Source organism: Erwinia mallotivora, from assembly GCF_000590885.1.
Taxonomy (GTDB): Bacteria; Pseudomonadota; Gammaproteobacteria; order Enterobacterales; family Enterobacteriaceae; genus Erwinia; species Erwinia mallotivora.
Genome location: NZ_JFHN01000069.1, coordinates 74,462 through 87,757, shown reverse-complemented (window position 1 = coordinate 87,757; position 13,296 = coordinate 74,462). Strand labels below are relative to the sequence as shown.

10 protein-coding genes are annotated in these 13,296 nt (G+C 59.4%); all 10 read right to left on the bottom strand.

Features of this window, described 5'->3' with window-relative positions; translation table 11 throughout:
* The coding region (locus BG55_RS18495) for a class I tRNA ligase family protein (protein ID WP_034940625.1) at positions 1-1,818 on the bottom strand (1,818 nt) is incomplete at its 3' end.
* A gap of 2 nt (positions 1,819-1,820) precedes the next feature.
* A complete protein-coding gene (locus BG55_RS18490) occupies positions 1,821-2,876 on the bottom strand; it encodes an NAD(P)/FAD-dependent oxidoreductase (RefSeq protein ID WP_052018951.1) in 1,056 nt (351 codons plus the stop codon).
* A 35-nt stretch (positions 2,877-2,911) separates the two neighbouring features.
* Positions 2,912-4,276 carry a lysine N(6)-hydroxylase/L-ornithine N(5)-oxygenase family protein gene (locus BG55_RS18485; protein WP_034940621.1) on the bottom strand — a complete coding sequence of 455 codons (1,365 nt, stop codon included), beginning with the start codon at positions 4,274-4,276 and terminating at the stop codon, positions 2,912-2,914.
* A 30-nt stretch (positions 4,277-4,306) separates the two neighbouring features.
* A complete protein-coding gene (locus BG55_RS18480; RefSeq protein ID WP_034940620.1) occupies positions 4,307-5,566 on the bottom strand; it encodes an MFS transporter in 1,260 nt (419 codons plus the stop codon).
* Positions 5,559-6,881, bottom strand: coding sequence for an ATP-grasp domain-containing protein (locus BG55_RS18475; protein ID WP_034940618.1), 1,323 nt, complete (start codon positions 6,879-6,881; stop codon positions 5,559-5,561). The genes BG55_RS18480 and BG55_RS18475 overlap by 8 nt, the downstream gene beginning before the upstream one ends.
* Positions 6,882-6,900: 19 nt before the next feature.
* Positions 6,901-8,040, bottom strand: a complete 1,140-nt coding sequence (locus tag BG55_RS18470) for a cytochrome P450 (protein ID WP_034940617.1) — start codon at positions 8,038-8,040, stop codon at positions 6,901-6,903.
* The gene (locus BG55_RS18465) at positions 8,037-9,230 is read right to left on the bottom strand and encodes an acyl-CoA dehydrogenase family protein (protein WP_034940615.1); all 1,194 of its coding nucleotides are present in this window, start codon (positions 9,228-9,230) and stop codon (positions 8,037-8,039) included. The genes BG55_RS18470 and BG55_RS18465 overlap by 4 nt, the downstream gene beginning before the upstream one ends.
* Before the next feature lie 62 nt (positions 9,231-9,292).
* The gene (locus BG55_RS18460; protein WP_052018950.1) at positions 9,293-11,482 is read right to left on the bottom strand and encodes an iron-containing redox enzyme family protein; all 2,190 of its coding nucleotides are present in this window, start codon (positions 11,480-11,482) and stop codon (positions 9,293-9,295) included.
* Positions 11,479-12,405, bottom strand: coding sequence for a hypothetical protein (locus BG55_RS18455; RefSeq protein WP_034940614.1), 927 nt, complete (start codon positions 12,403-12,405; stop codon positions 11,479-11,481). Before BG55_RS18455 ends, BG55_RS18460 begins: the two co-directional genes overlap by 4 nt.
* Positions 12,405-13,268 carry an isocitrate lyase/PEP mutase family protein gene (locus BG55_RS18450; protein ID WP_200871648.1) on the bottom strand — a complete coding sequence of 288 codons (864 nt, stop codon included), beginning with the start codon at positions 13,266-13,268 and terminating at the stop codon, positions 12,405-12,407. Before BG55_RS18450 ends, BG55_RS18455 begins: the two co-directional genes overlap by 1 nt.
* Positions 13,269-13,296: the final 28 nt, after the last annotated feature.

The following is a 13,296-nucleotide window of genomic DNA, read 5'->3' as shown; positions in this document are numbered from 1 at the left end:
GTCCCAGTCAGTAAAGAACTGGCGCGACCTGGTCCTGTAATCCACTTCATCTTTCCAGCCCGCAATGCCCGCCAGACGCTGCTGGCTGCGAGAGAAGGTCAGGGTGTCCTGCACCAGGTTTTTCAGCTGCTGTGCCGCGCGGCGCAGCGAGAAGCCATCGGCGTTCAGCGCGTCGGTGGTCTGTTGCAGATGACCATTCAGCTGCGCCCAGAAGGCCACCTGCTCTTTGGTCCAGATCCCGGCGTCCGGTGCCTGACCGGCAAACAGCCTGGCGGTGCGTTCTCCCAGGTCATGCAGCCAGGTCTGCCACTGGCCGATTAAGGTCTGGCTCAGCTCCTGCTGATAAGCCGCCAGCTGGAAATTGGTCCGCTCCTGCTCAGGGCGGGTCAGACTGAGATAAAAGCGCACCGCATCGACGCTCTGCGGGGTGAGGATCTCTTTGCCCCATACCGCGTGACGGCGGCTGGTGGAGAATTTTTTCCCTTCCAGCAGGTAGAACTCATTGTGGTGATAGTCGATATCCGGCTGCCAGTCCGGGTAAGCCAGCTGATAGAGCACCGGATAGAGAATGCTGTGATAGAAGCTGTTGTCATAGCCGAAAAAGTGGACGATTTTCCAGCTGGCGTCCGGCTGGTCCGCTTTCCACGGCTGGTTGACCTTTTTCCCCAGCTGTTCGATGTCCCACAGGAAGCCGTAGCTCATCTCCGGCCACACCCAGATAACCTGGCCTTCGCCTTCTGCTTCTGCCGGGGAGATCCCCCAGCTGGCCGGATGAGAAACCGGCACGTCCAGCGACGCACGGCTGAAAACCCGCTGCGCCAGCTCGCGCATTCTCGCCGGGACGCGCCCCACTTTATGGTGCTGCGCTACCGTGGCAGCAAACTGATGCAGCGGCAGCATATAGCGTTTTACCGCACGGTTTTCCGGTGGCTGCTGACTGGCTTTGGTGATCGGCGCACCGAGGTCGGTGACCACGTTCGGCTCGCCGCACTCTTCACAGATATTACCGTTGGTGGCATTGCCACAGCCCGGACAGGCACCGGCCACATCCACTTCATACAGATAGTTGCCGTTCTCCCTGTCGCACAGCGCCGGTGCGTCACGCAGCTGCACCTCACCGCTCGCCACCAGGCGGCTGAAAAAGCGCTGTGCGCCTGCGGCATAGCCTTCGGCGTCGTTGGTCACCGTGTAGTGATCCAGTTCAATATCCATCATGCTCAGGGTCTGGCGAATTTCCCGTGAGTAGTGGCTCGCCACTTCCGCCGGGGTTTTGCCTTCGCGATGAGCCAGCGCCACCACATAGCTCTGAAAATCATCCGAGCCGGTCATATGCCAGGCCGGATTCCCCAACAGCCGCTGATAGCGCACAAAGGCATCCGCCCCCAGATACGGGCCGGAGAGGTGGCCAAGATGCAGGTCGCCGTTGGGCGTAGGCGGCGTGGAGAAGACGAACTGCGGGCGCTGCGGGTTCTGACGTTCCTGTGAGGCGCTCGAACGGGCGGCACTGGCGGCATCGCGGCGGTACTGTAAAAAGAACACCAGGTCCGTCTCACCGCTGTTTTCCAGTACGTGGGACTCAAAAGGGGCAAACTGCGCCACGCTACCGGCTTTCACCGCATGGCGATGACCATCAACCAGCAGCGTGCCTTCACCGCTGACAATGACGAACATCTCGGTTTCATCGTGCTGGTGGCTGGCGGAGCGCTCGCCCGGTGCCACCCGGCCCCAGCCGGCGGGGAAATCCAGTCCGTCAAGATGGCTGATGTCAATGTCAAACATCCGCGCCATTTCCGCGTTTTCTAAATGATGAATCACCATGTTTATTTCTCCAGTCCTGACAGATTTGGAAGCAGATTGATTACGTCAGCGGCGATAGCCGGTGCCAGCCGGTAGCCGGAGCCGTTGCAGCCTGCGGCAAAAATGACCCCGTCATCGGCGCGGAAAACCGCCGGTTCGCTGTTGGGGCTGTAGGCGTCACAAAATACCCGGCCATCGTGAATCTGGTCGGCCAGCGCCGGGGCATATTTCGCCAGGGTTTCACGGGCGTTCGCGAGATCGGCAGAGTTCAGCGGCCCGACGGTTTCCGGGTTGACATCCCACTCTTTGCAGGTGTAGCTGAACAGCCACTGTTTGCGATGATGGCAGGGCAGCAAAAAGGCGTCCTCTTCGTCGAAAACGGTAAGCGCAGCCTGCTTCTCGGGCTGAACGTTGATGTGTGCCGCGACGATTTTTTTCACCCGCAGACCGCTGGCGGCAAGGGCATTGCGGCACAGCGGATGGGCAATCCACGGCCCTGGCACCACAATCGCCTGCCGCGCCTGCACATTCACCCCGGACCACAATGACAGCCGGTAGCCGTCATCCTCACGCCCAATGGCCTCCACTTCCGTTCCTTCGAGGTAGTCCACCCGGTCACGCAACTGCTGCATGTAGTGATTCACCAGCGCAAAGACATTGGCATAATTCGCCCCGCTGCCTTTCAGCACCTGTAAATTGCCACCGCCCGTGGCGCTAAGATCGATAAAGTCGCTGCGGCATTTTTCAGTCTGATTAAATGCCACCAGCGGCAGATATCTTTTTTCCACCTGTGGACGATTGCCCGCGTCGGTAATTAATTCCATTTCCAGCGGATATATTGGCGCGCCTTCTGATATCTGCTGCTGATAATAATGGTGGCTGTCGTGTGACATTTTTCTGACGCGTTCACTGTTGCCTCGCGGAAAATGCACGCCCGCAGAATAAAAAGAGGCACCGGCACCCGAAAGTCTTTTATCAATAATTGAAATCTTTAACGCCGGGTATTTATTTAAAAGCTCTCTGGCGATGGTGGACCCAAGGATACCCCCACCGACAATAGCGATGTCATATTTCAACATGATGTTACGTTCCCAGGATGAGGCTTCGGCTTAACTCAGAAACTGTGTGATATTCGCTTCCACTCTTTTTCATCAAAATCAATCTTCAGGTTTTCCAGCGTGCTGTTTTCCGCTGGCGGTGCCCAGTCGATAAAAGAAGGATGTTGATGAGCAGGATATTCGCCACACAGGCGGCCCATAATACGTTGCGCCCGCCATGCGTTCAGGCTGAGATTTAAATCCGGCAGGCCACGCTGTCCGCGAACCGCATTCTGCACGAAAATATTATTCTCTTTCGGCCCGTCCCACTGCACGGCAAAGTCTTCATCCACCACAAATTCCTCTTTTTCACGGTGGATACGCTCGGAGAGCGTGCCGAGAAAATGTTTTTCCGTTGGCGCATAGCCGGTGGCCCAGACAATCACATCCGCTTCCTGCGTCTCCACCCCGGCGGAATCAAGGTGGCTGTACTCCACCAGCCAGCCGTTAGTGGCGGTCGGCCTGACATTGCTGACCGAACGGCTGGTCTGCATGGCAATCTGCATCTTGCCTGGGGTAATGAAGTTCAGGCTGTAGAGCTTCTGATAAATCTGCCGCAGGGTGGACTCAGAAATGCCGTCGGAGGTCAGAATATTTTCCCGGTTGGTTCGCTGGCGCAGGTGTAACGGCAGCTTGTTGAAATAGGCTGAATAGCTGGGCATATAAAAGTCATTGGTGAAGGTCGAGTCATCAATGGGGAAGAAATTACGCCGCCGTGAAATCCAGTGGATACTGGCCGGTCTTTCGCTGTCCGCTTTTGACAGCAGATCGAGAAACACTTCGGCACCCGACTGCCCGCCGCCAATCACCGTCACCCGTTTCCCGGCCACGCGGCTGTTTCGTTGCATGTACTGGCTGACATGGAATTGTGTCTGACCAATTTGTGCGGCGGCGAACTCCGGCACCCAGGGACGGGTGCCAACGCCGATGGCAATATTGTCGGCGGTCAGCTCTCTTTTATCGGTAACAATGCGGAATACCCGGTCAAAATCAATATTCAGCACCTTTTCACCAAACAGGACATTTTCATTTTTCTCCGCCGCCCAGGCTAAATAATTACGGAATTCCCGCCGGGGAATTTCATCAAACTGGGCATTAAGAAAATGATAAATACGCCCCTTCTCATGCAGATAAGCCAGAAAGGTAAATTTATTGGTGGGATCGGTCAGCGTGCTGAGATCTTTAAATAACGAAACCTGTAAGGTCGCGCCGTCAATCATTTGGTCATCATGCCAGGAAAAAGCATTTTTTCCGTCGAGGAAAAGATTCTTTATTTCCGGTTTGCCATGCAGCAGTGACGCCAGGCTTAAATTGGCCGGTCCCGCACCAATTCCCAACAGCGTAAAATGTGACTGTACATCTTTTTTGCGCGATCCGGTCATGTTGTGTCCTTAATACAGAGTCGAAGATTATTATTCAGTAACCTTGCTTGCATCGATATTTTCAGTGCCGTGCTGACGTTTAGTGGTAACGGTCTCCGTAGCGTAATAACCGCAAACGACTGCGGCGAAGAATGAACCGAGCGAAATAACCGGCCAGATACCGGTGCCAAGCTGCAAATAAAGCCAGCCGCCGACCACCGGACCTACCGCAATGCCCATGCTGAACATAAAGTGAAAACTGCCAAGGTAGTGCGCTTTAAGATGTTTCGGTCCGGCATTGGCCGGGAAGGCAAAGAACGCCGGTCCGGAGATGATCTCGCCCAGCGACCAGACCAGCGTGCCGACGATCAGCGCCGCCGGGCCAATCGGCACGGCATAGAAGGCCACGCCGCTGCCGATCAGCGCAAATCCCAGCGCCAGCATCTTACGGCGGGCATAGTTCTGGGTAATTTTGGTGATTAACAGTTCAAAGCAGATAACGATAATGCCGTTCAGCGATACCGCCAGGGTGTACCAGAACAGGCCGATTTTCTGATCTTCCACATACATCGGCAGCGTGGTGATGTACTGCACGAACACCGCCGAGTGGCAGAGCGTCGCCAGTAAAAACAGCACAAAGCGGCGATCTGCCAGCACTTCCCGGTAGCCCCCGACATGCGGCGTGGCAGTGATGTCGTCGTCACTCTGGCTGCGGCTTTTACCCGGCAGGGTCAGCATCGCCAGCAGCGCATAAAGTCCGGCGATGACAGCCTCGCCCCAGAACAGCCAGGTAAAGCTTTCGCCGCCCCAGTGATAAAGGGCATAGCCAATCAGCGGTGCGCCGGTGGCCCCCAGGTTCAGTCCCAGGCGATAGATAGCAAAAATCATCGTCTGGCGCTCCGCCGGGGTCTGCTGCGACAGCAGCGCCGACGAGGCCGGGCGAAACAGCTGGGCGCAAAGGCTGGCCAGCGCCACCACCAGCAGGATGGCGACAAAATTGTGCAGATAGAGCAGCGCGGCGGTCAGCACCGCCGTGGCCCCCATACTGATCATGCTGGCGGTGCGCGTTCCCAGCCGTTCGCTGAGGCTGCCGCCAATCAGCGCGCCGGTCACCGCCCCCAGACCATAAATGAACAGCGCCACAATGGTCTGCTGATGGGAGTAGCCCAGCGAGATCAGAAACAGCACGATAAAGATCTGCAAAAAGCCGGACAGACGGTTAATCATCACGCCAAACAGGATCACCTTTGATGATAAAGGGCTTTGCGCGAAGGTTTCCCACACGCCGGGCGTGGCGGAATGATTAGTCATGATTTTCCTCAATATCCAGAGTGATGGTGGCGCTGACTTCCGCTTCCAGCCTGTCGAGGTCGGCCTCGCAGCTGGCGTCAATAAAGAAGGTGACCGCACGGTCATCGGAAGAGCGCAGAGGGGTCAGCAGCTCGCCGCGCTTTTTATGCACAAACACCGCCCGTAGCGCGGGTGCGTCCTGCGGCTGGCCGGGCGCAATCTCAGGCCAGGTCTGGTTATCTTCAATCCAGCTGACCTCAACACCCGGCCAGCGCAGTTGCACATCTTTCAGCACGCCCGGACGGTGCTCCAGATAGACCTGCCGTGCCACGCGGTTGGCCGCCGGATAGCGTGCCTGCTCGCCCAGCATGATGCTGAGAATGGCCGACTCCAGCGGTTGTCCGCAGGCCAGACGGTAGAGCGGCAGAATGCCATCCCCCGGCGTACGGGCAGCAATCTCCATCAGGTACGGTTTGCCGTCGCTGGCAAGACGCCATTCGGAGTGAGCGATACCATTGCGAAAATCCAGTTTATTCAGCACCTGCCGCGCCGCACGCAGCAGCAGTGCATTTTCCGCGCCCGATCCGGGCACGGTGTGCGCCAGCTCAACAAAGGTGTTGCTGTGTTTATCGGTGGTGACTTTGTGGGTGACGGAAGAAAAAATAATATCCCCTTCCTGCACCAGCGACTCCACCGAGTACTCCTGCCCTTCCACCCGCTGTTCCAGCAGCAGGGTTTCATAATCCGGATAGTCCACCAGCGCTTCGCGGGCCTGCTGTGCGTTATCAACCGAAATCACCCCGGATGAGGAGTGGCGGGTCGCCGGTTTGATAATCAGCGGCCACGGCAGAGAGTGCCAGTCAATCTCGTGGCGTTTTTCCGGGGCCACCACCTGTGACAACGGGCTGAACTGTCCCAGGTAGAAGCGTTGCAGATATTTGCTGCGGCAGACGCGGGTGGCGCGCAGGCCGGGGCTGCGCAGGCCCAGCGCGTCGGCAACGATGCCAGTCGGCTCAACCAGGGTTTCCCCCACCGCGAATGCGCCCACGATCTGATACTGCTGCTGCCACTGTTGCAGCGCGGCAATCACGCTGGGATTAAAGGAGGCTTCCCGGTCCAGCGCGCCCTGCACATAGGCAATATCGGCAATCAGCGCGGTGGCGCTCTGGCGGTCATTACGCGCCGCCTCGGCATCCTGGCGATAAGATGTCGGCGTGATCACCAGCACCGCGATTTCTCGCTTCGCCAGTTCACGCAGATAGAGCGAGTTGCGGCAAATGACCCAGAATGCGCCGGTCAGTACAAAAGCGCGGGGCAAAACTTTTTCAACGTTCATAAACAAACCTTGTCAGCCGTTAAACAGTGAGTTCGGGAATACGGGCATTGCCGGATGGCCGGTAACCGGTGCAGCGCAGCGTGGCAATGCTCCTGTCGTTATGCTGCCGTAGCGCGTCAATAAAACCGCTGGCGATAGTCACCGCCAGCGCCTGCCCCGGACAGCGGTGACGTCCGTGGCTGAAGGTGAAGCAGCGGCTGTCTGCACGCTGGGGGATAAATTCATCCGCCTGCGGGTTGGCCTGCGGGTCGCGGTTGGCGGCAGCCAGCAGCAGCAATACCGCGTCGCCACGGGCAATCTCTGCGCCCCGCCAGTTGAAAGGTTCAGCGGCAAAGCGGCGGGTGTTCTGAATGGGCGCATCAAAACGCGCCACCTCGCCGATAAAGGCCTCTGGCGACGACGCGCTGAACGCCTGCGGCCAGCGCTGTGCCGCCAGCAGGGCGTTGCCGATAAGCCCCGCCGTGGCATCGTAAGTTTGTGACAGCAGGCCAATGCCGTTGGCGATTAACGCCGCCTGATGCGGCCACTGGTCAGCCAGCGCCGCCTGCAACAGCGCGGTGAGCAACGAGCCCTCGCTGGCCTGCTCGAGCTGGCGGGCGAAGCGCGTCAACAGTTGCTCTGCCGCCCGACTGGCGCGCGCGCACTGCTCCGCGCTGGCCGTGGCAGGAATACAGAGCACGAATTCAGCGATCAGCGCGGTCATTTCCGGCAGCGCATGGTCGGTAAAGCCGCAGAGCGCGGCCACCACCGTGGCCGGAACCGTGAACAGCAGGGTGTCTATCTCGTCGTGCTGACGCAGGCGGCTTAAGGTGGTATCAAAAGCCAGCTGGCGCACGCGTGGCATATCGCGGGTGCTCAGCGCCTGCACGATGATGCTTTTCAGCCGCTGCTGGTGCTCGCCTTCGCGCATGCGTACCAGATTGCCAAACACCTCTCCGGCGGCGGTGCCGACCAGGGCGGCCGGAACCGGTTCGGCCAGCGGTCGTACCTGAAGCTGCGGGGCTTCCAGCATCGCGGTAACCGATTGGGCATCGGCGGCGACCCACAGCTTCAGCTGCGAATCGAAATAAAAGGGCTGCTCGCGGGTTAACGCGCCGTACCAGCTGTACGGGTCGGCATGCCGGATAGCGCTGAGCGGATTTAACGACGTGCTGCTCATTGCAGATCCTCCCGTTGCTGAAGGCGATGGCTGTCCAGCGCCGAGGCAATGTTCATCAGCAGCGCCTCTGACGCGCCCTCGTAGATGCGCAACGGACGGATCTGGCGATAGAGGCGTTCCATCTGGCTGTCTGCCACCACGCCCGCCGCGCCGAGCAGTTGCAGCGCCTCATCGACGATGCGGCTGGCCTGCTCGGTAGCAAAGTGTTTTGCCATCGCCGAGCTTTTACCGAAGCGCGCATCGCCCTGATCCAGCTGCCAGGCCGCGTGGGCGGTCATCAGCGTTGCCGCCGACAGGGTGATCTCCATTTTTGCCAGCGACGCTTTGACCAGCTGTAAATCAAGCAGCCGTCCCTGATAGATTTTCCGGCGCGAGGCGTGGCGCAGCGCGATATCCGCCGCCCGCCGGGCGAAACCGACGGCGGCGCTGGCGACCGTCATGCGGAAGCGATCGAGAATATCCAGCGCAATAATGAATCCCTGGCCTGCCCCGCCCAGCCGGTTTTCCACCGGCACCCGCACCTGGTCAAAATGGAGATCGGCCCAGGCGCGCGGGGCGATGGCTTCCAGCGGGCGGGTGCGGATGCCCGGCAGCGCGGCATCAACGATAAAGGCGCTCAGCCCCAACGGGCCGGGGCCTTCTCCCGTTCGGGCGATGACAATCAGGCAGTCAGCAATGTCGCCCTGGGCAATCCACGCCTTATCGCCGCTGAGGAGAAAATGGTCGCCGTCACGTTCGGCACGCAGCGCCACGGCGGCCACATCCGATCCGGCTTCCGGTTCCGAAAGGGCAAACGCCCCGGCGTATTCGCCGCTGGCCAGCCTGGGCAGATAGTGCTGGCGCTGCGCCTCGTTGCCAAAACGGCGGATCACGCTGCCGCTGAGGCTCTGAATCGACCAGGCAAAATCGAGCAGATCGTGATGGTAAGCCAGCGTCTGGCGAAACAGGCAGGCGCTGCGCGCATCGGCGGCCAGAGTCGGTTCAGGGCCACTCAGGTGTGCAAGCCAGCCCGCATGGCCCAGTAATTTCAGCAGATGTCTGCCCTGCCCGGCGGCCTTTTCGCCGCCCGCTGGCGACGCCAGCGATTGTTGCTGACACCAGCTGTCCAGCGCTCTGACCTGCGCAATATGTTCCGGCTGATAAAAAGGCAGCGTCAGCATCGCCGCATCGTGACTGAATAGTTGACTCATAGAACAGCCCTGTCTCCATGCCGCGGCCTGAAGGCAGCGGCGGTTAATGTCGTGTCAGTGACTCAGATCAGTAGTTCGCTGTAATCGGTATTCTCAGCGGCTTTTGCGGCGTTCGCCGTTTGCAGATCGGTTTCCAGCCAGAAGGCAAAAGAGGCATAACCGCGCCAGATGCGACGCCAGCGTTGCTGAAGCTCTTCCGCGCTGAGGCCCGGTTTACAGTCATCCAGATAATCAATAATCAGATCCACCGCCTGCCGTGAGTGACCGGCAGAAAAGTTATCAATGGTCAGGTGGGCTTCTTCATAGATGGTGTCGAAGCCGTGGCGGCGAAGCTTTTGAATCTCATGCATACGCATTTCGCCCAGCCCCAGCATTTCAATGCCGAGGTTATAGCCCAGCAGCTCCTCATAAAAGGTGTCAGGGAACTGCGACATCGCCAGCTGATGCAGGGAGAAATCGTAGATATCGGGCAGTTCATCCTGCTGGCAAAAGGCCTCGTCGCGAATGTGCGGCAGGGTGATATCCATGCTTTTCAGCACCCGCAGGATCAGGGTGATATGGTTTTTTTCATACTCCCCCAGCCCCATCTCGTCGGCGTAGATCGCCAGCATTTTGCCGTCTGCCCGTCGGTGGTTGCGCAGGGTGCCGCCAAAGCGATGCGCCCAGGCTCCGTCGATCATGCTGCCCAGTGCCATCAGTTTCTGGCCGAACAGCACGCTTTCGCGGTCGGGGATCTCGGTCAGCCGCTGATAAGGCTGCACCAGTTTTTCCCAGTAGATTTTTTCCATCCGCGCCAGCAGCGCCTCCGGGCTGTAACTGAAGTAGCTGGCGTCGGTATAGCGCCCGCCGCTGCCGGTGGTGAACAGCACCTCTGCCTGTTGCAGCGTCTGTTTAACCCGCTCTTTCAGCAGCGCCAGATGGCTGGCGAAATGTTCAATATTGACCAGGCGATAGAACAGCTGGCGCGCGTCCGGCAGCCCCGCGCTTTGCCACACCACCCGCGCCTCCAGCGAGGTGGCACGGCAGCGGTGCAGCCAGCCTGCCGCCTGTTCACTGCCCGGCTGCGGAAAGTGGCTCAGCCGCACCTCATCACCAGGCGTTGAACCGGCGATCCAGCGCGCCATCACCGCCGCTTCCTGCGGGCTGAAGATGCCAAACATCGAGCCACCGAAACGCACCGCTTTCTGGAAACTGCATTCGCCCTGCCCTGATGGCGACTGGCGCAGATAAGGCGAGGCGCGCAGCGCGCGTAAAAAGTCGGCCATCTCAAAGGATTCATCTTCCGGCCACTCGGCCAGGCTGCGTTTCTCCAGACGAATACGCTGATGCTGCCTGCCCGCCAGCGGCAGGTGACGACTGACAATTTCCGCCATGCGGTCATCGGGGGTGCGCCGGGCCAGCTGGCTTTTCAGCGCCAGCAGCATTTCGCTGTGCGCCAGCTCCAGCTCCACCGCCTGCGCCAGCGCCCTGAGCATCCTGTTTTCGCTCTGTGCGCCCGCCGCATCGTCGCGGCAATGGCGCAGAAAGGTGTCCAGCAGCCCGTCCAGTTCTGCCTGAGCAATGGGCGCTGGCAGGCCGAGCAGCTGGTCGTCAAATCCCAGACTGTAATATGCGTAATGAAAGGCCACCACTTCCGGCAGATGGCTGGCCGACAGGCGGGAGAGCGCCAGCCAGAAAGCCGCCTGCCAGGCGGTCAGCTCAACGCTGCCCAGCGTGCCGACAATGCCTGCGGTATAGACTTCCGGAATGGCGATGCCCATCTCTGCAAACTGCCGGTAACGCTGCTTTTGCTGGCTGTCGGCAATTTCGCCCTCGCCTTTCAGGGCAAAGTTTTGTCCGCTGAGCAGACAGACCACTTCAGCCGGTTCGGTGGCGGGCTGGGAAACGTAATCCAGCCAGCATCCGGCGGTCAGCGACAGTAAGGCGCGCTGGCGCAGGATCTGCTTGCCCTCTTCCCCCACCACCTGCTTAAGCTGCTCTGCGCGCTGGCTGAGGGTGGCTTTTGCCGTGGCAAGATAAGCATGCAGCGTGGCGGCGGTGGGCGCCTCTGAACGCACGGCAAACAGGGTTTCCAGCAGTTGCAGGGCTAACAGCTGCTGCGATTCGCTCTCGATATCCCCGGCAAAAATCCTGTAGAGCGCGCTGGCGAAACCCTGTTGCAGCCAGGCATCCAGCGTGCTTCTGGCCTGTGGAGAAAAATGGAAGCTCAGATCTGGCAGTGCTGTGGTGCTGTCCACGATGGCCGTAGTCACTTTTCTCTCCTTTTTTGCAGCAGAACGGCGGCGCGTGCGCCCGGAATACTGGCCGCCAGCTGGAAAATCCCCTGTTCAGGCAGCAGTTGGCGGCGGATGGCGTCAGTCAGGTTGATCAGCGGATCGGCAGAGAAACAGTGGCCGATGCGCACAATATTGTCGGTAAACAGCTGGTGCTCTGCGTAGCCTGCCTGGCGTTCTTTTAAATTGCATAACGGTAAGAAGACATTGGTGTGAAACAGGCGGCTGACGTCAGCCAGGGTTATCTGCGTGTCGCGGAACAGCTGCTGATTGACGGCTGTAGCCAGCGCGGATGACAACCCTTCCGGGATCAGCTTCAGGTCCTGCTGCTCGGCGCTGGCAAGAATATCGAAGCCGGGCCGGGGATCGTCGTGGCGCACGACCAGGCAACTGGCCGCGCCATCGGAAAACAGAGCAAAGTTTTCCAGCCGCTGCGCCGGATCCTCCATGCAGTCGCTGGCGACAAGCAGGATCTGGGTGGACTGCCCGCTGGCGATCCGCGCCTCAGCCAGCCGCAGGCCTTTCAGCAGGTTGGTGCAGCGGCCCAGGGTTACGCCAATGATTTCAGCATGATGTAGCGCCAGCGCATCCGCAAAGTCGCACAGCAGGCGGGTCTGCTGGTTGGCATCGGCGGGCAGCGACGAACTGCAAAAAATCACCGTATCCACCTGCTGTGCGGGGGTATCCGCCAGGGTTTTGCGGGCGCTCGCCACCGCCAGCTGTATAAAAGAAGAGGTGGCCTGATGCACCGTTCCCCAGCCCCAGACCTGCGGTAGCGCAGGCAGCGAAAATGCCGCCGCGCGTTGCTGCCAGTCGGGGATCTGTTGGTAACTGAGGGGCTGTTCACCCAGCTGATAATCGGGGGCCACTATTCTGGCCTGGGCGCATGGATGCTGAGCCATCACAGCTTTCCTTCTGTCAGCAGTTTCGCCACGTCAAAATAGCCGATGGCGTTGTCGAGGAAGTGACAGCTGCCACCCTGCTGAAGCTCCTGCAAGGCAGAGAAAAAGCCCCCCAGCGCGGCACGCGACAGGGCTGAGCCGAGGCTGACCCGCGAGACGCCAAGCGCAAACAGCTCGGCGACCGTCAGACGGTTTCCTGCCCCCAGCAGCACGTTAACCGGCACATCCACCGCCCGGCAGACGGCTTTGATTGACTCCGCATCCGGCAGGGCCGGAGCGTAAACCACGTCAGCGCCCGCTCTGGCATAAGCCTGCAACCGGCTGATGGTGTCCTGCAAATCGTGAACGCCATAGAGGAAGTTTTCTGCGCGTGCGGTGAGGGTAAAGGGGAATGAGAGGCTTCTGGCTGCGTCAACCGCCGCTTCAACGCGCATCACCGAACTGGCAAAATCGCGGATTGGCTGCTGTTCATCGCCAAAGTAATCCTCAATGGAGCAACCCACCGCGCCGGTAGCGGCGGCAGCACGGATATTATCGCTGATGCCATCAGCATCGGCGGCAAAGCCATCTTCCAGATCGACCGAGAGCGGCAGGCTGCTAATGCTGGCAATCTGCGCGGCGTTGTCGAGGGTTTCCGCCAGCGTCACCGCCGCGGTACGATCGAGTTTGCCAAGGGAAAAAGCCAGACCGGCACTGGTGGTGCCCAGCGCGTGAAAGCCTGCCTTTTCCATTAATATTGCCGTGCCGCGATCCCAGGGATTGGGCATAACAAAAGGTGCGCCATCGCCGTGCAGGCGTTTAAATTTCTCACCTTTTATTTTTTGTGCAGTGATTAACTGACTCGTCTCATTATTGACAGTCATGGTTATATCCCGAAAATTTATTAAGGCG